The 20,808-nt window shown below is 73.1% G+C and carries 21 protein-coding genes; 7 read left to right on the top strand and 14 right to left on the bottom strand.

Features of this window, described 5'->3' with window-relative positions:
- Positions 1–41 precede the first annotated feature (41 nt).
- On the top strand, positions 42–1,490 hold the full coding sequence (locus tag BBH68_RS05005) for an MFS transporter (protein WP_079150814.1): 1,449 nt from the start codon (positions 42–44) through the stop codon (positions 1,488–1,490).
- Between the two features lie 100 nt (positions 1,491–1,590).
- Here the strand turns inward: BBH68_RS05005 and BBH68_RS05010 are convergent, their stop codons facing one another.
- Together BBH68_RS05010 and BBH68_RS05015 are read right to left on the bottom strand one after the other, a co-directional pair.
- Positions 1,591–2,235 carry a response regulator transcription factor gene (locus BBH68_RS05010; protein ID WP_065959116.1) on the bottom strand — a complete coding sequence of 215 codons (645 nt, stop codon included), beginning with the start codon at positions 2,233–2,235 and terminating at the stop codon, positions 1,591–1,593.
- Positions 2,223–3,413 carry a sensor histidine kinase gene (locus BBH68_RS05015; RefSeq protein WP_065959119.1) on the bottom strand — a complete coding sequence of 397 codons (1,191 nt, stop codon included), beginning with the start codon at positions 3,411–3,413 and terminating at the stop codon, positions 2,223–2,225. Before BBH68_RS05015 ends, BBH68_RS05010 begins: the two co-directional genes overlap by 13 nt.
- 181 nt (positions 3,414–3,594) lie before the next feature.
- On the opposite strand from BBH68_RS05015, the gene BBH68_RS05020 reads away from it, so the two are divergent.
- On the top strand, positions 3,595–4,077 hold the full coding sequence (locus BBH68_RS05020; protein WP_245737896.1) for a hypothetical protein: 483 nt from the start codon (positions 3,595–3,597) through the stop codon (positions 4,075–4,077).
- Positions 4,078–4,127: 50 nt separating this feature from the next.
- On the opposite strand, the gene BBH68_RS05025 is transcribed toward BBH68_RS05020, so the two are convergent.
- Positions 4,128–4,430 (bottom strand): hypothetical protein, encoded by a 303-nt coding sequence (locus tag BBH68_RS05025; protein WP_065959121.1) that lies wholly within the window; start codon positions 4,428–4,430, stop codon positions 4,128–4,130.
- 159 nt (positions 4,431–4,589) lie between these two features.
- Positions 4,590–5,972: a glycine--tRNA ligase gene (locus BBH68_RS05030; protein WP_065959124.1), complete on the bottom strand. Its 1,383-nt coding sequence runs from the start codon at positions 5,970–5,972 to the stop codon at positions 4,590–4,592.
- 166 nt (positions 5,973–6,138) lie between these two features.
- Between BBH68_RS05030 and BBH68_RS05035 the strand changes: the two genes are divergently transcribed.
- The 4 genes from BBH68_RS05035 to BBH68_RS05050 all read left to right on the top strand — a co-directional run bounded on the left by BBH68_RS05035 (position 6,139) and on the right by BBH68_RS05050 (position 9,521).
- Complete coding sequence (locus BBH68_RS05035; RefSeq protein WP_065959126.1) at positions 6,139–7,101, top strand: metal ABC transporter substrate-binding protein; 963 nt, start codon at positions 6,139–6,141, stop codon at positions 7,099–7,101.
- Between the two features lie 74 nt (positions 7,102–7,175).
- On the top strand, positions 7,176–8,075 hold the full coding sequence (locus BBH68_RS05040) for a metal ABC transporter ATP-binding protein (RefSeq protein ID WP_245737897.1): 900 nt from the start codon (positions 7,176–7,178) through the stop codon (positions 8,073–8,075).
- 1 nt (position 8,076) lies between these two features.
- Positions 8,077–9,009: a metal ABC transporter permease gene (locus BBH68_RS05045; protein ID WP_065959128.1), complete on the top strand. Its 933-nt coding sequence runs from the start codon at positions 8,077–8,079 to the stop codon at positions 9,007–9,009.
- Between the two features lie 89 nt (positions 9,010–9,098).
- The gene (locus BBH68_RS05050) at positions 9,099–9,521 is read left to right on the top strand and encodes a Fur family transcriptional regulator (protein WP_065959131.1); all 423 of its coding nucleotides are present in this window, start codon (positions 9,099–9,101) and stop codon (positions 9,519–9,521) included.
- A 13-nt stretch (positions 9,522–9,534) separates the two neighbouring features.
- Here the strand turns inward: BBH68_RS05050 and BBH68_RS05055 are convergent, their stop codons facing one another.
- The 3 genes from BBH68_RS05055 to BBH68_RS05065 are packed head-to-tail and all read right to left on the bottom strand — an operon-like array spanning position 9,535 to position 12,374.
- Positions 9,535–10,179, bottom strand: a complete 645-nt coding sequence (locus tag BBH68_RS05055; protein ID WP_065959133.1) for a response regulator transcription factor — start codon at positions 10,177–10,179, stop codon at positions 9,535–9,537.
- Entirely contained in the window at positions 10,131–11,519 is a 1,389-nt protein-coding gene (locus BBH68_RS05060) for a sensor histidine kinase (RefSeq protein WP_065959135.1), read from the bottom strand. The genes BBH68_RS05055 and BBH68_RS05060 overlap by 49 nt, the downstream gene beginning before the upstream one ends.
- A 33-nt stretch (positions 11,520–11,552) precedes the next feature.
- Complete coding sequence (locus BBH68_RS05065; RefSeq protein WP_065959136.1) at positions 11,553–12,374, bottom strand: CPBP family intramembrane glutamic endopeptidase; 822 nt, start codon at positions 12,372–12,374, stop codon at positions 11,553–11,555.
- A 208-nt stretch (positions 12,375–12,582) separates the two neighbouring features.
- Between BBH68_RS05065 and BBH68_RS05070 the strand changes: the two genes are divergently transcribed.
- On the top strand, positions 12,583–13,398 hold the full coding sequence (locus BBH68_RS05070; protein ID WP_065959138.1) for a class I SAM-dependent methyltransferase: 816 nt from the start codon (positions 12,583–12,585) through the stop codon (positions 13,396–13,398).
- Between the two features lie 125 nt (positions 13,399–13,523).
- Here BBH68_RS05070 and BBH68_RS05075 read toward each other — a convergent pair whose 3' ends face one another.
- The 7 genes from BBH68_RS05075 to BBH68_RS05105 form a co-directional block, all read right to left on the bottom strand.
- Positions 13,524–14,063 (bottom strand): hypothetical protein, encoded by a 540-nt coding sequence (locus BBH68_RS05075; protein WP_065959141.1) that lies wholly within the window; start codon positions 14,061–14,063, stop codon positions 13,524–13,526.
- 135 nt (positions 14,064–14,198) lie between these two features.
- Positions 14,199–15,038: an isoprenyl transferase gene (locus BBH68_RS05080; RefSeq protein ID WP_065959144.1), complete on the bottom strand. Its 840-nt coding sequence runs from the start codon at positions 15,036–15,038 to the stop codon at positions 14,199–14,201.
- Positions 15,039–15,073: 35 nt separating this feature from the next.
- Positions 15,074–15,823: a DNA repair protein RecO gene (gene recO / locus BBH68_RS05085; RefSeq protein WP_065959147.1), complete on the bottom strand. Its 750-nt coding sequence runs from the start codon at positions 15,821–15,823 to the stop codon at positions 15,074–15,076.
- Positions 15,824–15,873: 50 nt separating this feature from the next.
- Positions 15,874–16,782 carry an alpha/beta fold hydrolase gene (locus BBH68_RS05090; RefSeq protein WP_065959148.1) on the bottom strand — a complete coding sequence of 303 codons (909 nt, stop codon included), beginning with the start codon at positions 16,780–16,782 and terminating at the stop codon, positions 15,874–15,876.
- 106 nt (positions 16,783–16,888) lie between these two features.
- On the bottom strand, positions 16,889–19,633 hold the full coding sequence (locus tag BBH68_RS43970; protein WP_065959149.1) for an ATP-binding protein: 2,745 nt from the start codon (positions 19,631–19,633) through the stop codon (positions 16,889–16,891).
- Positions 19,634–19,730: 97 nt separating this feature from the next.
- Positions 19,731–19,925 (bottom strand): DUF397 domain-containing protein, encoded by a 195-nt coding sequence (locus BBH68_RS05100; RefSeq protein WP_065959151.1) that lies wholly within the window; start codon positions 19,923–19,925, stop codon positions 19,731–19,733.
- A 17-nt stretch (positions 19,926–19,942) separates the two neighbouring features.
- Positions 19,943–20,794, bottom strand: coding sequence for a helix-turn-helix domain-containing protein (locus BBH68_RS05105; protein WP_065959152.1), 852 nt, complete (start codon positions 20,792–20,794; stop codon positions 19,943–19,945).
- Positions 20,795–20,808 lie beyond the last annotated feature (14 nt).

Below are 20,808 nucleotides of genomic sequence, written 5' to 3' on the forward strand. Positions count from 1 at the left end.
CACTCTGGTACCCGTCTGAGCGGGGCGGGATCGTCGTATCCGTGAGCCAGACAACCCTCCGTACCCAGAACCCCGCCCCCGCGGAAACCAGAACCCCGACCGGCGCCGGCGGCGCGCTGACCGCCCTCGGGCTGTTCACCGTCCTGCTCGGCGGGTCCCTCCCCCTCATCGACTTCTTCATCGTCAACGTCGCCCTGCCCGCCATGGACCGCGATCTGAACGCGGGCCCCGCGCTGCTGGAGCTGGTGGTCGCCGGGTACGGCGTCGCGTACGCCGTGCTGCTGGTCCTCGGCGGCCGGCTGGGCGACACCTTCGGCCGGCGCAGGCTCTTCCTCGCCGGAATGGCCGCCTTCGGGCTGACCTCCCTCGTCTGCGGTCTGGCGCCGGACGCGTGGAGCCTGGTGGCGGGCCGGGTGGCGCAGGGCGCCTCGGCGGCGCTGCTGCTCCCCCAGGTGCTCGCGACGATCCACTCCACCACCTCCGGGCCGCGCCGCGCCCGCGCGGTGAGCCTGTACGGCGCCACGGCCGGCCTGGCCATGGTGGCCGGGCAGATCCTCGGCGGTGTGCTGGTGGCCGCCGACCTCGCGGGCACCGGGTGGCGCGCGGTCTTCCTGGTCAATGTGCCGGTCGCGCTGGCCGGGCTGGTCCTCGCGGCCCGTACGGTGCCGGAGACCCGCTCCGAGCGGCCCGCGCCGGTCGATGTGCCGGGCACCGGGCTGCTGGCCCTCGCCCTGGTGGCGCTGCTGCTGCCGCTGACCGAGGGCCGCGCGGCGGGCTGGCCGCTGTGGACCTGGCTGCTGCTGGGCACCTTCCCCGTCGCGGCCGCCGCCTTCTACGCCGTCGAGCGGCGCCTGGAGTCCCGCGGGCGCGTCCCGCTGCTGCCGCCGAGCCTGTTCGCGCTGCGCGGGCTGCGCCGGGGCCTGCTGATGATCCTGCCGTTCGGCGTGGGCTTCGGCGGCTTCATGTTCGTCATCGCGGTCGCCCTGCAGCAGGGCCTGCGCTACGGGCCCGTCGAGGCCGGCCTGGCGCTCACGCCGATGGCCGTGACCTTCTTCGTGGCCTCGCTGATGGGGCCGCGCCTGGTGAGCCGCTACGGCGGCCGGGTGGTGACGGCGGGGGCGGTGATCCAGGCCGTGGGCCTCGTGCTGCTGATGCTGGCCGTCCACCGGGGCTGGACCGACCTGTCGCTGACCGACCTGCTCCCCGGCATCGCGGTGGCCGGCTTCGGCCAGGGGCTGCAGCTTCCGGTGTTGATCCGCAGCGTCCTCGCCGAGGTCCCCGCCGAGCGGGCCGGGGTCGGCAGCGGCGTGATGGTCACCACCCAGCAGTCGGCGCTGGCCCTGGGCGTGGCCACGCTCGGCACGCTCTTCGTCTCGCTGGCCCCGTCCGTGGGCATGGGGGACGCGCTGGTCAGGACGCTGGCCCTGCAGCTCGCGGCGATCGTGGTGACCGGGCTGCTGAGCCTGCGGCTGCCGCGGGCGCTGGGGTGAGCGGGCGGCCCGGCCCTCACCCCGGGCCGGGGAAGCGCCCCGGGCCCGCCCCTCGGCCAGCACCCTCACCCTGATGCCTCACCCCACGCGCCTCGCTGCCTCACCCCACGCCGAGAAAGCGCAGCACCGCCAGCACCCGCCGGTGGTCGCCGTCCGCCACCGGCAGGTCGAGCTTCACGAAGATGCTGTTGATGTGCTTGGCCACCGCCGACTCGCTGATCACCAGCCCCTCCGCGATCCCCGCGTTGGACCGCCCCTGGGCCATCGCCTCCAGGACCTCACGCTCGCGCGGGGTGAGCCGGTCGAGCGGGTCGCGGTGGCGGCGGACCAGGAGTTGGGCGACGACCTGGGGGTCGAGGGCGGTGCCGCCGGAGGCGACGCGGCGCAAAGCGGCGATGAAGTCCTCGACGTCCGCGACCCGTTGCTTGAGCAGATAGCCGATTCCGCTGGTGTGCGCGGTCAGCAGGTCGGCGGCGTACCGCTCCTCCACGTACTGGGACAGCAGCAGCACCGCCGTGTCCGGCCACTGGCGCCGGATCAGCAGCGCGGCGTGCACGCCCTCGTCGGTGAAGCCGGGCGGCATCCGGACGTCGACGACGGCGATGTCCGGGCGGTGCTCCTCGACGGCCGCGAGCAGCCCGTCCGCGTCGTCCGTCTCCGCCGCGACCTCGAACCCCGCGGTCTGCAGGACCTTCACCAGGCCGATCCGCAGCAGGACCGAGTCCTCGGCGATCACAGCACGCACGGCAACTCCACGGTGATGACGGTCGGGCCCCCGCGGGGGCTGCTGAGGTCGAACGTCCCGTCCACGGAGCCCACGCGCCCCACGAGCCCCGTAAGGCCGCTGCCCCGGCCGGGATCGGCACCGCCGACCCCGTCGTCGGCGATGACCACCCGCAGTATCTCGCCCGTCCGTACGACCGTGACCTCGGCCTCCGTGGCCCGCGCGTGCTTGGTGACGTTGGCCAGCGACTCGGAGACCACGAAGTAGGCGACGGCCTCGACGGTGGGCGCGGGGCGCTCGGGGAGGTCGACGCGCAGCCGCACGGGGAGCGTGGCACGGGCGGCGAGGCCGGACAGGGCGGCGTCGAGCCCGCGGTCGTCGAGGACGGCCGGGTGCAGCCCGCGCACCAGGTTGTTCAGCTCCTCGATGGCTTCCTTGGCCTCCCGGTGCGCCTCGTCGATGACCTTGCGGGCCTCTTCGGGCAGGTCGCTGAGCGTGGCCTTGGCGAGGCCCAGGTTGACCGCCATGGAGACGAGGCGCTGCTGGGCGCCGTCGTGCAGGTCGCGTTCGATGCGGCGGCGTTCGGCGTCGGCCGCGTCGACCGTGCCCGCGCGGCGCTCGGTCAGGTCCTCGACCCGGCGCTCCAGCTCCTTGGCCGGGTCGGGGCCCAGCATCGCGGTGGCGAGGCGGACGTCGAGCCGGGCGAGGGCGCCGATGAGCCAGTACGCGACAGCCAGCAGGGCCAGGCCGAGCGCGGTGAGATACGCCTCCACCACGGTGGTCGGCAAGAACTTCGGCCGCCCGACCAGCGGTCTCCAGAGGAACACGGTCGCGCCCTCCAGCCCCACCACGGCGAGGATCCAGGCCAGCAGCCCGCCGCAGGCGATGGCCGGCGCGGCGAGCAGGTTGTAGCGCACCTGCCACCCCCAGCGCGCCGGGCCGGGGATGTCGACACCGCGCAGGGCCGCGAAGCGGCGCCGCTGCGTCCGGGTGAACGCCGGGCTGAGGGCGGCCAGGGCACCGACCGGCAGGGCGACGTTGAGCAGGACGGCCGGCAGGGACGCGGCCTGGTCGTAGATCAGCCAGGGCACGCTCATCACCAGCAGGGCGAGGAACTGCACGGCTATGCCCGCGAGCCCGAATACCGCGTCGCGCCGCAGCCGCTCGAGCGCTGCTCGCGGCGCGGTGGGGAGTCTCATGCGGCGACCTTAAACCGCAGCTCGGGACGCGTCGTTCACGCCCGTACCCGGATCGGGGGTGCACCTAGTGCCACCCCCGTTCGGCAACCCGCGTTACCGACAGGGGCGGTCGCGCCGAGGAGGCTGGTGGACGTGCCCGGGGAGCAGCCGCACCCCGCCGGGCCGGAAGGAGAACAGCTCGATGACCGCCCTGTACGCCCCCGCCTCGACGGCCCCCGCGCCCCCGGCCCGTGCCGCTCGCGCGGACCGCGTCACGCCCCGCCGCCGGGGCCGGCTCGGCCGCCGTTTCCGGGTGGAGTGGGTGCTGCTGGGCAGCGGAGCGGCGCTGCTCCCCTGGCTCGTCGTCCTGGCGACGACGCTGCCGCCCACGGCGCGGGTGGGCCACTGGAACGCGGCGTGGGCGGGCCTGGACGCGCTGGAGGCGCTCGGGCTGCTGGCCACCGGCCTGCTGCGGCGCCGGGGCGACGGCCGCCACCGCCTCACCGCGGCGGCGACCTGCGCGCTGCTGGTGGTGGACGCGTGGTTCGACACCGTGACGGCGGCCCCGGGAGCCGAGCTGTGCGCGGCCCTGGCCATGGCGGTGTGCGCGGAGCTGCCGCTGGCGGCGGTGTGCGCGGCGCTGGCCCTGAGGAAGGCCCCCGGCGCGGACCTCGGGCGACGGTGACCTCGCGTGACGGTCACCTCGCGTGACGGTGACCTCGGGCGACGGTGGCCTCAGGTCCGGGAGGTGGCCCACCACAGGACGACCGCCGCGATCAGGAAGCAGATCGTCATCGTCCACATCACCTGCCGCCGCGCCCGCGCGTCGGCCGTCATGGTCGGGCTGCCGACCGCGCCGTGGGCCTGGGCGAGGTGATCGAGGCCCTTGTGCCGGGCGCCGCCGTAGGTGATCTGCTCCTCCCAGTCGCAGTGCAGACACTCGAGCATCCGCCGCTGCCGCGCGCCGTATCCGTAGCTCACCTCGAAGACGGTGCCGTCCTCCCGGGTGGCGGTGATGTGATGCGTCACACCTCGCATGTCTCCAGAACCCCCGTTCCCGCAGAACCACGGCGAACAGCCGCGGAAAAGAGCCACAGAAAGAAAAGAGCCACAGAAGGTGACGGGCCCTGGCGCCGCGGCAGTCTACCCGCGGCGCCAGGGCCCGTCCCGGCCTGATCGCCTGACGACCCGCCCTGATCAGCAGCCGATCAGTCGGCCGCCCAGGTAGGACTGGATCTGGTCGAGGGAGACCCGCTCCTGCTTCATCGTGTCGCGCTCGCGCACGGTCACCGCGTTGTCGTCGAGGGTGTCGAAGTCGACGGTGACGCAGAAGGGCGTGCCGATCTCGTCCTGGCGGCGGTAGCGGCGGCCGATCGCGCCCGCGTCGTCGAACTCGATGTTCCAGTTCTTGCGCAGGTCAGCCGCGAGCCCCTTGGCCTTCGGGGAGAGCTGCGGGTTGCGGGACAGCGGCAGCACGGCGACCTTGACCGGCGCGAGGCGCGAGTCGAGCCGCAGCACGGTGCGCTTCTCCATCTTGCCCTTGGCGTTGGGCGCCTCGTCCTCGACGTACGCGTCGAGGAGGAAGGCCAGCATCGCGCGGCCCACGCCGGCCGCCGGCTCGATGACGTACGGCGTCCAGCGCTCGCCGGCCTCCTGGTCGAAGTACGACAGGTCCTGGCCGGAGGCCTGGGAGTGGGCCTTCAGGTCGTAGTCGGTGCGGTTGGCCACGCCCTCCAGCTCGCCCCACTCCGAGCCGCCGAAGTTGAAGCGGTACTCGATGTCGGCGGTGCGCTTGGAGTAGTGGGAGAGCTTCTCCTTGGCGTGCTCGTACCAGCGGATGTTGGCCTCCTGGAGGCCGAGGTCGCGGTACCAGTTCCAGCGCTGCTCCATCCAGTACTCGTGCCAGGTCTCGTCCTCGCCCGGCTTGACGAAGAACTCCATCTCCATCTGCTCGAACTCACGGGTGCGGAAGATGAAGTTGCCCGGCGTGATCTCGTTGCGGAAGGACTTGCCGATCTGGGCGATGCCGAAGGGCGGCTTGCGGCGCGAGGTCTGCTGGACGGCCAGGAAGTTGGTGAAGATGCCCTGGGCGGTCTCGGGGCGCAGGTAGGCGACCGAGCCGGAGTCCTGGGTCGGGCCGAGGTGGGTGGAGAGCAGGCCGGAGAACTGCTTGGGCTCGGTGAAGCTGCCCTTGGTGCCGCAGTGCGGGCAGTTGAGGTCCGCCAGGCCGTTCTCGGGCAGCCGGCCGTGCTTGGCCTCGTACGCCTCCTCCAGGTGGTCCGCGCGGAACCGCTTGTGGCAGGAGGTGCACTCGGTCAGCGGGTCGGTGAAGGTGGCGACGTGGCCGGACGCCTCCCAGACCTCGCGGGCGAGGATCACCGACGAGTCGAGACCGACCACGTCGTCGCGCGAGGTGACCATCGAACGCCACCACTGGCGCTTGATGTTCTCCTTCAGCTCAACGCCGAGCGGTCCGTAGTCCCAGGCGGCCCGCTGCCCGCCGTAGATCTCGCTGGACGGGTAGACGAAGCCACGGCGCTTGCTCAGGCTGACGATTGTGTCGATCTTGTCGGCGGCCACGGTGCTCTCTTCATTGATGACGGCTGATGACGACGGATGGATGGACGACAAAGCGAATGCTTCAGGTTACCGGCGGCGGCACCCCTCGGATCAAATCGGTAAGCGAAGCGATCAGGAATCAGATCGTTGTTGACAATCGTTTCCAACTTTGTTGAAAATGAGAGTCATGAACATACGCCGCTCCACCCTTCCGGCCGCTGTCGCCGGCGCCGCCGTCCTCGGCCTCGCCGCGACGCTCACAGCCTGCTCCGCCAACGAGACGGACGGCCGTACGGACGGCAAACTCGATGTGGTGGCGTCGTTCTACCCCATGCAGTTCCTCGCCGAGCGGATCGGCGGCGGACACGTCCATGTGTCCAGTTTGACCAAGCCCGGCACGGAACCGCACGACCTGGACATCAGCGCCCGGCAGACCGCGCGGCTCAGCGAGGCCGGCCTGGTCGTCTATCTCAAGGGGCTCCAGCCGGCCGTCGACCAGGCCGTCACCCAGGCGGAGCCGAAGCACGTGGCCGACGCGGCCTCGTTCACCACCCTGGAGGACCACGGTACCGACGTGGAGGGCGACGAGCACGGGCACGACGAGCACGCCCACTCCGGCGAGGACGCCGGCGCCGACCCGCACATCTGGCTGGATCCGGTCCGTTACGCCCAGGTCGCCGAGGGTGTCGGCAAGGCGCTGCGGGAGGCCGACCCCGACCACGCCGCCGCCTACAAGAAGAACACCGCCGCGCTCGTCAAGCAGCTCCGCGCGCTGGACGACGAGTTCAAGACGGGTCTGAAGAACCGCACCTCGGACACCTTCGTCACCACCCACGCCGCCTTCGGCTACCTCGCCGAGCGCTACGGTCTGCACCAGGAGGCCATCTCCGGGCTCGACCCGGAGTCCGAGCCGAGCCCTGCCAGGATCAGGGAGCTGCACTCGGTCGCGAAGAAGGAGAAGGTGAGCACCATCTTCTTCGAGACACTGGTGAGCGACAAGACCGCCAAGACGCTGGCGGGCGATCTGCACCTGCGCACGGATGTGCTCGACCCGATCGAGGGCATCGGCAAGAAGTCCAAGGGCGACGACTACCTCGAGGTCATGCGGGCGAACCTCGCGGCGCTCGAAAAGGCCCTGGGTGCCAGATGACGCCTGCCCGCGGCCTCGGCCGTGACCGCGACCGCGACCGGGCCAGCAGCTCGATCAGCTACGGAGGAAGCCGCATGAGGCCGGAACCCGACATATCCGCCGGCGCCGCCCCGAGCACCGAGGCCCGCGCCGACGACACCCCCGGGAAAACCTCCGCCGAGACCCCTGCCCAAACTTCCGCCGAGGCCCCTGCCCGGGCCTCCGCCGAGGCCCCGCCGGTGATCTCCCTGCGCGGGGCCACCGCCTCGCTCGGCGGCCGCCCCGTGCTGCGCGGCGTGGACCTGACCGTACGGCGCGGCGAGGTCGTCGCGCTGCTGGGCGCCAACGGCTCGGGCAAGTCCACGGCGGTGCGCTCCGTCGTCGGCCAGGTGCCGCTGTCCGGCGGCGAGCTGCGGCTGTTCGACACCCCCAGCCGCCGCTTCCGCGACTGGGCCCGCGTCGGCTACGTACCGCAGCGCACCACCGCCGCCAGCGGCGTCCCCGCGACCGTCCGCGAGGTGGTCTCCGCCGGGCGGCTGGCCCGCAGACGGCTGGCTCCGCCGCGCGCGGCCGACCGGGCGGCGGTGCGGCGGGCGCTGGAGCTGGTCGGGATGGCCGACCGCGCCAAGGACCCGGTGGGCGCCCTGTCCGGCGGCCAGCACCAGCGGGTGCTGATCGCCCGGGCGCTGGCCGGCGAGCCCGAGCTGCTGATCATGGACGAGCCGATGGCCGGGGTGGACCTGGCCAGCCAGGAGATCCTCGCCGACACGCTGCGCGAGCAGGTCGCCCGGGGCGCCACCGTGCTGCTGGTCCTCCACGAGCTGGGCCCGCTGGAGCCGCTGATCGACCGCGCGGTGGTGCTGCGCGACGGCTGCGTGGTCCACGACGGCCCGCCGCCCAAGGCCGTCGGCCAGCACGCCCTGCCCGGCCACGACCACGTACACCCGCACGCGGCACACGACGCCGAACCGATCCGGACGGGACTGCTGACCTGACATGCTGGAGATCCTCGACTACGCGTTCATGCAGCGGGCCCTGATCGCCGCCGCCCTGGTCGGCATCACCGCCCCCGCCGTCGGCATCTACCTCGTCCAGCGCCGCCAGGCGATCATGGGCGACGGCATCGGCCACGTCGCGCTCACCGGTGTCGCGCTCGGCTTCCTGACCGGCGCGAACCCGGTGTGGACGGCCGTCGCGGTCTCCGCCCTCGGCGCGATCCTCATGGAGCTGATCCGCTGGTACGGCAAGACGCGCGGCGACCTGGCCCTCGCGATGCTCTTCTACGGCGGCATGGCCGGCGGCGTGCTGCTGATCAACCTCTCGCCGACCGGCTCCAACGCCAACCTCACCACGTACCTCTTCGGCTCGATCACCACCGTCTCGCGCGAGGACGTCACCGCGATCACCTGCCTGGCCGCCTTCGTGGTGCTGATCACCCTCGGGCTGCGCCGCCAGCTGTTCGCGGTCTGCCAGGACGAGGAGTTCGCGCGCGTGACCGGCCTGCCGGTGCGCACCCTCAACCTGCTGCTGGCCGTCACCGCCGCCGTCACCGTCACCGTCGCCATGCGCGTCGTCGGCCTGCTGCTGGTCAGCGCCCTGATGGTGGTCCCGGTCGCGGCCGCCCAGCAGGCCACGCGCGGCTTCGCGATGACCCTGGCCCTCGCCGTCGCCATCGGCGTCGTGGTGACGCTCTCCGGCACGGTCTTCTCCTTCTACGAGGACGTCCCGCCCGGCGCCAGCATCGTCGTCCTGGCCATCGCCGTCTTCGCCGCGACCACCGCCCTCGCGGCGCCACTCGCGCGAAGGCGCGCCCGCAGGGCCGCCGCCGAGGCCGAGGAGCCCTGCGCCCTTCCGCTCCCCGGCGCCCGCGCGGCCGCACCGGCCCCGGGTGCCACTGGGGCGGGTGGGCCGGACGATGTCCTGGTCTAGCCCGCCCGGTCGGCTTTCCCTGGCACAATGGCCAGGCGAACGCGCGACGTACGGGCAGGCGACGAGCAGGCGATGTTGAGGAGGCAACTGTGGTGACCGCGGGTCCCCCAGTACGCGGCCGGGCCACCAGGCAGCGCGCGGCGGTAGCGGCGGCGCTGGACGAGGTGGACGAGTTCCGCAGTGCGCAGGAGCTCCACGACATGCTCAAGCACCGCGGCGACTCCGTCGGCCTGACCACGGTCTACCGCACGCTCCAGTCCCTCGCCGACGCGGGCGAGGTCGACGTCCTGCGCACCACCGACGGCGAGGCCGTCTACCGCCGCTGCAGCAGCGGTGAGCACCACCACCACCTGGTCTGCCGCTCCTGCGGCAAGGCGGTCGAGGTGGAGGGCCCGGCCGTGGAGAAGTGGGCCGACGCGATCGCCGCGGAGCACGGCTTCGTGGACGTCGCCCACACGATCGAGATCTTCGGCACCTGCGGCGACTGCGCGGCGGCGGCGCGCGAGGCGTAGCGCCCGGGCAGGCTCACCGCTTGAGGTAGGCCAGCACGGCCAGGACCCGGCGGTTGTCGTCGGCGGACGGCTCGATCCGCAGCTTGTCGAAGATGCTCGCGGTGTGCTTGGCGACCGCGCTCTCGCTGATGTGCAGGGTGTGCGCGATGGCGGCGTTCGACCGGCCCTCGGCCATCAGTTTCAGCACGTCGTGTTCGCGCGGGGTCAGGCTCCCGGTCCGTCCCCTGGCGTCGCTGCGGGCCAGCAGCTTGGCGATGACCTGCGGATCCATGACCGTGCCACCCGCCGCGACGGTGCGCACCGCGTCGATGAACTGCCCGGTGTGGGTGACCCGGTCCTTGAGCAGATAGCCGATGCCGCCCTCGCCTCCGGCCAGCAGCTCATGGGCGTAGAGCTGGTCGACGTACTGGGACAGGACGAGCACCGGCAGGGCGGGGCGGCTGCGGCGGGCCTCCAGGGCGGCCCGCAGGCCCTCGTCGGTGTGGGTGGGCGGCAGCCGGATGTCGACCACGGCGACATCCAGGTCCTCCTCGCGCAGCGCGCGCAGCAGCGCCGGGCCGTTGTCCACGTCGGCGATCACCTCGCAGCCGTGCTCCCGCAGGGTGCGGATCAGACCGTCCCTGAGCAGGAAGAGGTCTTCGGCGAGGACGACACGCACGGAATCTCCAGGGTCACGGTGGTCGGGCCGCCCGGCGGGCTGTGCAGGGCGAGAGTGCCGTCGAAGGTACCCAACCGGCGCCGGACGCCGTGCAGTCCGGTCCCCCGGGACGGATCCGCGCCGCCCCGGCCGTCGTCGGTGACCGTGACCCGCAGCCGCGCGGCCTCGTGCGTCAGCGCGATGCGCACTTCCTGGGCGCCGGAGTGCTTGGCCGCGTTGGCGAGCAGTTCGCCGACCGCGAAGTAGGCGGCGGACTCGACCGCGGCCGGGAGCCGGCCGGGCAGCCGGGCCTCGACGTGGACGTCGAGGAAGCTGTCCAGCGCCAGGGACCGTACGGCGTCGCCGAGCCCCCGGTCGGCGAGCACCGGGGGCTGGATGCCGTGGACCAGGTCGCGCAGGTCCTGGAGCGCCCGCGCGGACGTCTCGCGCACCTCCAGGAGCAGCGCGCGGGCGGCCCTGACGCGCGCGCCGTCGATGTGGTCGGCGCCGTCGGTGTTGTCGTCGGTGTCCCCGCTGCCGTCAGTGCCATCGGCGCCCAGCAGCCGGGTCGCCTCGTCCAGCGTCATGCCGAGGGCGACCAGCCTGGCCTGGGCGCCGTCGTGCAGGTCCCGCTCGATGCGGCGCAGCTCGGCCGCCTGCGCGTCCAGCGCCTCGTCACGGATGTCGGTGAGCCGCTCGACGCGCCGGGCCAGTTCGGTGCTGCGCGGCGCGGACAGCAGCCGGCGGCTCCAGCGGCCGTGCAGCGCGAGCACGCGCGGGGCGAGGCGCAGGCCCGCCGCGATGAACACCAGGCCGAGGGCCAGCGCGGCGAGCATGGTCGGGGTGGAGCGTACGGGGATGAAGGCGTACCAGTTGCCGTCGCCGAGGTGGCGCCAGACGAACGGCTGCACCAGCGCGCCGAACGCGCCGTACTCGACGAGGGCGAGCGGCAGCGCGACCAGCAGCCCGCCGAGCCACGGCTCCAGCCACGCCCATCGCAGATCGCGCCAGAACCCCTCGTCGCCGAGGACCGCGGCCGCCCGCCGACGGGGCCGCTCTGCCCGCTCGGCCTGCTCGACCCGCTCGGCGTGCTCGACCCGCTCGACCCGCTCGTCGGCGAGCGGCTCCGGCGGGCTGATCGCCGTACCCGTCCAGCGGGCGGCCCAGGAGCGGTAGCGGTCGGAGAGCCGGCGCAGGGCGGTTGCGGCGGGCGGCAGCAGCCGGAACCCGGCCCCGATCGGGAGCAGCAGCAGCGCGCCGATCACCAGCGCCCCGACGCCGGCCACCGCGAAGCCCGCCAGCCCGAGCAGCTGGCACCGGCCGAGGGCAAGCCCGCCGCGTACGCCCCGTGTGCCCCCCATGCCCCGCCCGCCCCGCTTCTCGCTCCCGCCGCATCAGCGCCCCGAGGGCGCCACGGCGGGGATCGTAGCCGCCGGTGCCCGGCGCACCCACGGCACCGCCGCCACCAGGCAGGCCGCCCCGAAGAGGACCATGGGCAGCACCGCGCCCGACTCCTCGTCCATGAACAGGAGCATGCCCAGGTTGATCAGGGTGTGGAAGCCGCCCGCCAGCAGCAGCCGGTTGGCCCGTACGCGCTCCAGGCCGAGCCCCAGGACCACCGACATGGCCACCGTGGCCAGCAGGAACCCGGCCGCGTACGCCGGGGCCTGGACGAACACCTGCACATGCCACACCCCCCACACCACGCCCACGGCGGCCGAGGCGGCGAGCGGGCCGAAACGGGTCCGCAGGAGGGGCTGGAAGAAGCAGCGCCAGCCGATCTCCTCACCACACGCGCCGACCAGCTGCGCCACCACGATCAGCGCGAAGGGGTGGTCGAGGGTGCGCGGGTCGGTGGCGTGGGCGTCGCCGGTCGCCAGGGCGTACGCGCCCGCGCTCAGCGCGGTGATCAGCAGCGCGGTGGCGAGCAGCGGCAGCGCGCGGCCCGCACCGTACGGCGCGGGGCCGGGGCCGTACGCCGGGGAGTCCGCTGTGGCGTCCGCCGCCCGGCCCGGCAACGCCCCGGCGAGCAGGGCCCGCACCCCGCCGGGCCACAGCAGCGCCACCGCCGCCACCCCCAGCGCGGGCCCGAACTGGGTCAGCTGGATGACCTCGTCCGGTATCCCCGTCGCGGGCTGCGCCGCGCCCAACGCCCCCGCCGCCACGAACGTGACCGCGAGGAACAGCCCCGCTTTCGCCTTCCACTTGTGCCGCATGCCGCCAGCCCCCGATCGGGTCGTACCGAATGTTCGTCGCTGCCGACGATGCCGGTCGGGGAGCCGGCGGACACTGCACCTGGTTGCCGAACGGGGTGTATCCAGATGCACCCCCCTGGGACCGGAAGCACTGCTTCCTGCGCGGGGCGCCCCCGGCTCGTGACAATCCACATGCGGAGCCCCCCGGCCGGCCAGTACGGTCACGGGCATGACGAACACGGAGACGGACTGGCTCCGGCTCAACCGTGAGAACTGGGACGACAGGGTCCGCATTCACGCGGACAGCGAGTTCTACGACCTGCCCGGATTCCGAGCAGGCGCGTCCACGCTGCGTCCGTTCGAACTCGACGAGGTCGGCGAGGTGTCCGGCAAGCGCCTTGTGCACCTCCAGTGCCACATGGGCCAGGACACCCTGTCGTGGGCACGCCGTGGCGCAGAGGTCACCGGCCTGGACTTCTCCAGCGCCGCCGTCCGGACCGCTCGCACCCTGGCCGAGGACATCGGCATGGCGGACCGCGCGCGGTTCGTCGTCTCGGACGTCTATGAAGCGCCCACGGCCCTGGGCGGGGAGCGCTTCGACATCGTCTACACCGGCCTCGGAGCCCTGGTCTGGCTCCCGGACCTGCCCCGCTGGGCCGGCGTGGTGTCCTCCCTGCTGAAGGACGGCGGATTCGTCTACCTCGCGGAATTCCACCCGCTCACCGAGCTGTTGGGCGAGGACGGCAAGAGCCTGGAACACGACTACTTCCAGACCCGGCCCGAGACCTACGACTTCCCGCACACCTACACCGACGGCCCGCAGCTCACCAAGACGCTCTCGGTCCAGTGGCAGCATCCGCTCGGGGAAGTGGTGACCGCACTGGCACAGGCCGGGCTCCGCGTCGAGTTCCTGCACGAGCACGCCACCATGCTCTTCCAGCGCTATCCGGTGCTGGAGCCTTGCGGGAACGGGGAGTACCGCTTCCCGGCCGGGCACCCCCGTCTCCCGTTGATGTACTCGATCCGTGCGACCAAGGCCGCCTGACGCGGCCGGGGGCCGACGCCGGGGTTTGCGGTGAGTATGGGACAACGACACGCCGTGGCGTCGGCGTGTCGTTGTCCCATACTCACCGCAAACCCACGAAAGGCGCGGTCGTTACGGCGGTGGCGTCATGACACCGGTGCGGCCTGCCTCTCCAGGGCGGAGCGCATGAAGTGGCAGCGGTCGTACGAGAGGCGCCGCATCCACAGGACCCAGGAGCAGAGGCCGGCCGTGAAGGCCACGTAGACCAGCGGGAAGAGCCAGGAGCCGTTGACCACCCCGAGCACGAGGAGGCCGACCGCCACCAGGCCCATGAAGCCCAGCCAGTAGGGCAGCCACCGGCCCGCCCGCTCCATCCGCCTCAGGTGGTCCGCGACGAGCCGCCGCATGGCCTCCCGCTCCTCGGGGTCGCTCGGCACCTCGCGGTGCCGGAGCTTGCGGTTGAGCTCGGCCAGTCCGCGTACGTCGGTGCCGGACGCGCGGCGGGCCCTGCGGCGCTGCGCGGCCACGATCGCGATGCCGATGGCGGCGTACAGCACGCCGTGAGCCACCCAGGAGGCCGGAGGCTCGTCCCGGCGCACCACGGCGGAGATTCCCACACCCAGCAGAACGATCAGGACCGCCTGAGCGGTCAGACTGCGGTCGAGCCAGCGCTTCAAGCCGCGCACGACACGCACCTCCTCGGGATCGACGGGTTACCGCTGTGGCTTTCCGCGTACCCCGTCAACGCCCGTCCGCACAGGACGACGACGGCCGGTGCCACCGTCCGTGAGGGCGGCGGCACCGGCCGTCAGGAGTCCGTGTCAGCGCGGGCCCTCCTGGGAGCCGTCCTTCTTCTCCGGTTCGTTCGGGATCGCCCCGCCGAAGCGGCGGTCCCGCGAGGCGTACTCCAGGCACGCGCGCCACAGGTCGCGGCGGTCGAAGTCCGGCCAGAGGACGTCCTGGTAGACCATCTCGGCGTAGGCGCTCTGCCAGATCAGGTAGTTGGAGGTGCGCTGCTCGCCCGAGGGCCGCAGGAACAGGTCCACATCCGGCATGTCGGGGTAGTAGAGGTACTTCGCGAAGGTCTTCTCGTTGACCTTCGACGGGTCGAGCCGCCCCGCCCGCACGTCCTCCGCCAGCGCCTTCGCCGCGTCCGCGATCTCCGCCCGGCCGCCGTAGTTCATGCAGAAGTACATGGTCATGGCGTCGTTGTCCTTGGTCTGCTCCTGCGCGACCTGGAGCTCCTGGGCCACCGACTTCCACAGCTTCGGCATCCGCCCCGCCCAGCGGATGCGGACGCCCATCTCGTCCATCTCGTCGCGGCGGCGGCGGATGACGTCCCGGTTGAAGTTCATCAGGAAGCGGACCTCGTCGGGCGAGCGCTTCCAGTTCTCGGTGGAGAAGGCGTACAGGGACAGGTTCTTGACCCCGATCTCCAGACAGCCCTTGAGCACGTCCAGGACCACGCCCTCGCCCACCTTGTGCCCCTCGGTACGCGGCAGCCCGCGCTCCTTGGCCCACCGGCCGTTGCCGTCCATGACCACGGCCACGTGCCGGGGCACCAGCTCACCGGGGATCTTCGGCGGGCGGGCACCCGAGGGGTGCGGCTCCGGGGCCCGGTACTCGCGCCGCTGTCGGCCCAGAATCCCGCGTCGTGCCATGTGCCTGCCGTCTCCCTCTGAATGCTTCCGCGTGTCTATTTCTCTACGTACCGCAGCGACCGAAGTCCCCGCTCCAGGTGCCAGTGCAGATACGCCGCCACCAGCCCGCTGCCCTCCCGGGCGTGCCGGGCCTCGCACGCGTCCGCCGTCTCCCAGTCCCCGGTCAGCAGCGCGCCCAGCAGCGTCAGCGACTCCGCCGAGGGTACGACGCTTCCGGGCACCCGGCACTCCCCGCAGATCACCCCGCCCGCGCCCACCGAGAAGAACCGGTTGGGCCCGGGCATGCCGCACTTCGCGCAGTCGTCGAAACTCGGCGCGTAACCGTTGACGGCGAGGGAGCGGAGGAGGAAGGCGTCCAGGATGAGATGCGGCGCGTGCTCCCCGGAAGCGAGGGTGCGCAGCGCGCCGACCAGCAACAGATACTGCTGCACGGCGGGCTCGCCCTCGTGGTCGGTGAACCGCTCGGCGGTCTCCAGCATCGCCGTACCGGCGGTGTAGCGGGCGTAGTCGGTGACGATCGCGCCGCCGTACGGAGCGATGGTCTCACTCTGCGTGCACAGCGGGAGCCCCCGGCCGACCAGCTCGCCGCCCCCGCGCGAGAAGAACTGCACGTCGACATGGCTGAACGGCTCCAGCCGAGCCCCGAACTTCGACTTCGTCCGCCGCACCCCCCGGGCCACGGCCCGTACCCGGCCGTGACCCCGGGTGAGCAGCGTGATGATCCGGTCCGCCTCGCCCAGCTTCTGGGTGCGCAGCACGATGCCGTCGTCGCGGAACAGACTCATGGCGCTCATTCTCCATGACGACGGACTCCGCGGAGTACCGAGGACCCCGCTCAGGCGGTGGCGAAGTGGGCGATGAGCGCCGTCGCGATCGGCTCGACCACCTCCGGGGCGATCATGTGGCCCATGTCCTGGATCATCAGCAGCCGTGCCCCGGCGATCGCCTCCGCGATCAGCGGCCCGTGTCCGGGTTTGGCCGGTTCGCAGGTGCCCTCGACGACCAGGGTGGGCGCCTGCACCTTGACCAGCGCGCCGACGGGTTCGAACTCCAGGTCGGCCATTCCGGCGAGCCGGTGGTTGGCCATGGTGCGCGGGTCACGGGCGCGGTCGAACAGCAGCTCCTCCAGGCGCCGCTGGGCGTCCTCGTCGAACGGCAGCGCTGTTCCGTTCATCACCCTGGCCGTCGCGATCTGGAAGTCGATGGCCTCGGCGCGGGTGCTGGGCGGCGCGGCCGTCAGGGCGGCCCGGAAGAACTCGATGAACTCCGGCCGCGGCTCCGGCAGGCTGCCCGCCGGCTGCGGTTCGCCGAGCAGGGCACGGGTCAGCACCTGTCCCTCGCGGGCACCGAGCGGGGAGGAGCCGATCACCGTGAGGGTGGCCACCCGCTCGGGGTGGTCCGCGGCGATCCACTGGGCGAGCAGGCCGCCCGCGGAGTGGCCGACCACGTGCGCCCGGTCGATGCCGAGGGCATCCAGCAGGCCGAGCGCGTCGTCCTTGAGCGCCGCCCAGGTGTAGGGGTGGGTCTCGAAGTCCCGGGCCGTGGACCGGCCGACGTCCCGGTGGTCGTAGCGGATGACCCGGTAGCCGGCGGCCGCGATGCACCCCACGAACTCGTCGGGCCACAGCAGGCCCTGGGTCATCGAGCCCATGATGAGCAACACCGGCGGATGGGAGGGGTCGCCGAACTCCTCCGTCCACAGCTCGATGTCGCCGACCGTGACCAGTCGTCCTTCTGCCGTCATCTGTGTCGCTCTTCTTTCGTCGCTTCTCTCGTTGACGGGGACAACTGTGCCGGGGCGGGCCACCGGTGCCATCCGTAGGACCACTGGTGACGACCACTGGTGGCGGCTACTGAAGCAGCAGCCTGGCCAGCTCCGCGCGCGAGCTGATGCCCAGCTTCGGGTAGACCTTGTACAGGTGGTACTCCACGGTGCGGGGGCTGAGGAACAGCTGGGCCGCGACCTCCCGGTTGGACGCGCCCTGGGCCACCAGCCGTGCGATCCGCAGCTCCTGCGGGGTGAGCGCGGCGAGCGCGTCCGGCGCCGGGCGGTCGGCGCTCTCCCCCGCGGCCCGCAGCTCGCCCCGCGCGCGCCGCTCCCACGGTTCGGCCGCCAGCCGCTGGAAGACCTCCATGGCCTGGCGCAGATGCCCTCTGGCCTCCCCGACCCGGCGGGCGCGGCGCAGCCGTTCGCCCAGCAGCAGCGCGGTACGGGCCTGGTCGTACGCGGCGCCGCTGTCGGCGGCGAGGTGCCCGAGCGCCTCGTACAGCAGCGACACGGCCGTGTCGTCCTCGGCGACCAGCGCACGGCAGCGGGCCAGCAGCGCCCGGGAGCGCCCCGAGGCCGCGTGCGCCGACCACCGCTCCAGGAAGGCCACCGCGGCGCGGGCGGCGGCCTCGTCCCCGGCGGCCACGGCGGCCTCGACCCGGTCGGCGACCGATCCCCATACGACGACGGGGGCCCCGGCGCCCGGGCCCGCGTCGGCCAGCGCGGTCAGCCGCTCATGCGCCTGGGCGAACCGGCCGAGGCCGAGGTCGAGGACGCCGAGGGCGTAGGAGGCCACGCCGACGCGCAGCCCGAGCCGGTGCGGAATGGCAATGGCCAGGGCCTGTCGGGCATGCGTGTGGCAGGCGTCCTCCTCGCCGCGCACCGCGGCGCAGACCGCGAGGTTGGCCAGGTGCGCGGCCGCGGAGTTGCTGATGCCCGCCTCCCTGGCGAGCGCCAGCCCTTCCGTGGACAGGGCGACGCTCAGGGCGAACCGGCTGTTCATCCGCTCCGCGGTGGCGGCGTTCTCCAGGACGACGGGCAACGTGCCCGCCATCCCGGACACCCGGGCGACCTCACCGGCCCGAGCCCCGTACGCGGCCGCGGCGTCCCCTTCGCCGAGCAGACTGGCGGCGGCCGCCGCCCACAGCAGGGTGGCTGCCTCGCCCGTGTCGTCCGGGACGGCCGCCAGGGCCCGTCTGAGCAGCGGCACCCCGCGTTCGGGGTCCCCGCCCTGCAGGGCACCCGCCCCGGCCAGGACATCGCGCGTGAACGCGTCCGCGGAACCGGGCGGTGGGGGCTCGGAGAGGGCCTCGGCACGCCGGCCGATGCGCACGGTGGCGTCGTTGTCGCCCACGTTGGCCGCGGCCTCGGCGGCGTCCGCGAGCAGTTCGAGCCGGTCGGGTGCCCGGTCCGCCGCGGCGAGGAAGATGCGCAGCGCCTCGGCCGCGTCCCCGGAGTTGAGCGCGAAGCGGCCGCGAAGCTGAGCGAGTTCGGCCAGCAGGCCAGGGTCCTCCGCGGTCTCACCGGCCGCCGCGAGCGCGCTGTGCGCCTGGCCCGGCCGCCCGCCGAGCCAGGCCGCCACGGCCGCGTCGGTCAGTCGGCGGGCCCGGGCGGCGGGGTCGGGCGTCAGCCGCGCGGCGCGGGTCAGGGCATCGGCGGCGTCCGCGTAGCCGCCCCGGGCGCGGGCCCGGCCGGCAGCGGCGGCCAGGTCCGCGGCGATCTCCTCGTCGGGGCCGATGGCCACGGCGGCCAGGTGCCCTGCCCGGCGGTCCGCGTCGCCCGCCGCCCCGAGGACCGCGGCCAGCGCCTCATGGGCGGCGCGCCGGTCCGCCGGGCTCGCGGCGGCGTGCACCGCCGAGCGGATCAGCGGGTGCCGGAAGGTGATCGCGGCAGGCCCGGCCACCACCAGGCCGGCGGCCTCGGCCGGCTCCAGGGCGCGCTCCGGGGCCCCGAGCCGGGCGGCGGCGGCCAGCACCACGCGGGGGTCGCCCCGCCCCTCGAGCGCGGTGACCAGCAGCGCCCGGCGGGTCCCGGCGGGCAGTGCGGCGAGCTGGCCACCGTAGAGGGTGGTGACTCCCTCGCCCAGCGGCAGCGGGTCGGGCAGCGGCTCATGACCCGTCAGGTGGTCGGCCGTCAGCAGTTCGGCGGTCTCCCGCAGGGCGAGCGGGTTGCCTCCGGTGGCCTCGGCGATCAGCTCCGCGACCCGAGGCGAGGGCTCCACGGCCGCCCAGGCGGCGAGGGCCCCGGCCACCTCGGCGGCGTCCAGTCCGGTCAGCCGCCGCTCCGGCAGGTCGCGCAGCGCGTACCGGGTGTCAGGGGTGTCGCGCGTGGCGATCAGCAACCCCACGCCGTCGGTGTCCAGGCGGCGCGCGGCGAACAGCAGGGCGTCGGCGGACGCCCGGTCGACCCAGTGGAAATCGTCGACGACACACAGCAACCCGTGCGGCCGCGCGGCCTCGGCCAGCAGCGACAGCACCCCCGCGGCCACCAGGAACCGGTCCTGCGCGGCGGGCGGCGCGGCCAGCCCCAACGCCCCGCGCACGGCGTCCCGCTGCGGACCGGGCAACGCGTCGATGAGCCCGGCGACCGGCCGCAGCAACTGATGCAGGGCGGCGAAGGCGAGGCCCGTCTCGGGTTCGGCGCCGGTGGCGCGCAGCACCTTGGCGGGGGCGGCGTGCTCCGCGGCGTGCCGCAGCAGCGCGGACTTGCCGACGCCGGGCTCGCCACGCAGCGTCAGAACCCGCCCGGCGCCGGACCGGATGCCGTCGAGCAGATCGGCGAGCATCGCGCGTTCGGCCGCGCGTCCGGCAAGTCGGCCCCCTGACATGCGTATCCCCCTGTGCCTGTTCCCCAGAGCGCGGCGGGCCCGGCGCCACGCCGGGCCGACTGTACGCGGTCCGCTCCGCGGCGGTGCGGCCTCACGCTCAGCCGGCCAGGTGATCGAACCACCCGGCCTTCACGGCGCGGGTGAGGGCGCGGAGGGCGGTGGGGGTGGTGGCGATCACGGTGTGGGGTTCGTCGCTTTCGCGGAGGAGGATCGTCGCGTCGGGGGTCTGGGCCACTTCGACGCAGTTGTGCTGGTCCGACTCCCCGGAGTACGAGGACTTCCGCCAGTGCATCGGGACATCTCCGTAGGTCAAAGTTGCCGCGCTATGTCGCGGATGAAGCTGGTGGTGTCCTCGGGAGCGAGGGCCAAGGCTTCCAGTTGGTCCAAGATACGGCCGTAGTGTTCGAGGTGCGCCTCCGAGTCGAGGAAGGCGCCGCCCGAGGGCGTATCGGCCTGCACGGTGTCCAGTTGCCGGACCGGCCCGGACACGTAAAGCGTGCTCATACCCGGGTTCGCGAACCCGCCCGCCGCAAACGGGATCACGCGCACAGTCACGTTGTCCCGCTCCGATGCCTCGATCAGGTACTCCAACTGCCCGCGTCGCACCTTCGCACCGCCGAACTCCATCCTCAGCACGGCCTCATGGATGAGGAAGGTGCACTGCGGAGGATCCTCCCGGTCCAGCACATCGCGACGCCTCAGGCGGTACGAAATCCTGGCCCGCAGTTGCGCCGCCGTGGGGCTGGTCACGGCCGTGGAGAACACGGCCTTCGCGTATTCCTCCGTCTGGAGGAGGCCCGGCACGTGCATCATCTGCATCGAACGCATGGCCACCGCGTGGTGCTCCAGCTCGGCCAGGTCGAGTGCGCTCGCGTGGGTCTTGTCGCGGTAGTCCTCCCACCAACCACGGACACGTTCCTCGTTCATGGCGACGAGGGCGTCGATGTAGGCCCTGTCCGTGCACGAGTAGATGGTCGCGAGCGTTCTGATGCGGTCCTCGCTCACACCGAAGCGCCCGGCCTCGATGTTGCTGATACGGGTCCGGTTCACGCCGAGACGCTGACCGGCCTCCGCCACGTTCATCCCGGCCCGCTCGCGCATCTTGCGCAGTTCCGTACCGAGACGCCGCTGTCTCGCGGTCGTCACCACCCGCTGCCCCATGCGCCCTCCTCTCT

The organism is Streptomyces sparsogenes, from assembly GCF_001704635.1.
In the GTDB taxonomy this organism is placed as follows: domain Bacteria; phylum Actinomycetota; class Actinomycetes; order Streptomycetales; family Streptomycetaceae; genus Streptomyces; species Streptomyces sparsogenes.

Bases quoted from the DNA above. Each gene is read 5' to 3' on its own strand.
- BBH68_RS05015 (WP_065959119.1), bottom strand. From the start codon at position 3,413: ATGAGACTCCCCACCGCGCCGCGAGCAGCGCTCGAGCGGCTGCGGCGC.
- BBH68_RS05025 (WP_065959121.1), bottom strand. From the start codon at position 4,430: ATGCGAGGTGTGACGCATCACATCACCGCCACCCGGGAGGACGGCACC.
- BBH68_RS05080 (WP_065959144.1), bottom strand. From the start codon at position 15,038: ATGGCACGACGCGGGATTCTGGGCCGACAGCGGCGCGAGTACCGGGCC.
- BBH68_RS05060 (WP_065959135.1), bottom strand. From the start codon at position 11,519: ATGGGGGGCACACGGGGCGTACGCGGCGGGCTTGCCCTCGGCCGGTGC.
- BBH68_RS05070 (WP_065959138.1), top strand. From the start codon at position 12,583: ATGACGAACACGGAGACGGACTGGCTCCGGCTCAACCGTGAGAACTGG.
- BBH68_RS05020 (WP_245737896.1), top strand. From the start codon at position 3,595: ATGACCGCCCTGTACGCCCCCGCCTCGACGGCCCCCGCGCCCCCGGCC.
- BBH68_RS05040 (WP_245737897.1), top strand. From the start codon at position 7,176: ATGAGGCCGGAACCCGACATATCCGCCGGCGCCGCCCCGAGCACCGAG.
- BBH68_RS05065 (WP_065959136.1), bottom strand. From the start codon at position 12,374: ATGCGGCACAAGTGGAAGGCGAAAGCGGGGCTGTTCCTCGCGGTCACG.
- BBH68_RS43970 (WP_065959149.1), bottom strand. From the start codon at position 19,633: ATGTCAGGGGGCCGACTTGCCGGACGCGCGGCCGAACGCGCGATGCTC.
- BBH68_RS05035 (WP_065959126.1), top strand. From the start codon at position 6,139: ATGAACATACGCCGCTCCACCCTTCCGGCCGCTGTCGCCGGCGCCGCC.
- BBH68_RS05090 (WP_065959148.1), bottom strand. From the start codon at position 16,782: ATGACGGCAGAAGGACGACTGGTCACGGTCGGCGACATCGAGCTGTGG.
- recO (WP_065959147.1), bottom strand. From the start codon at position 15,823: ATGAGTCTGTTCCGCGACGACGGCATCGTGCTGCGCACCCAGAAGCTG.
- BBH68_RS05100 (WP_065959151.1), bottom strand. From the start codon at position 19,925: ATGCACTGGCGGAAGTCCTCGTACTCCGGGGAGTCGGACCAGCACAAC.
- BBH68_RS05105 (WP_065959152.1), bottom strand. From the start codon at position 20,794: ATGGGGCAGCGGGTGGTGACGACCGCGAGACAGCGGCGTCTCGGTACG.
- BBH68_RS05045 (WP_065959128.1), top strand. From the start codon at position 8,077: ATGCTGGAGATCCTCGACTACGCGTTCATGCAGCGGGCCCTGATCGCC.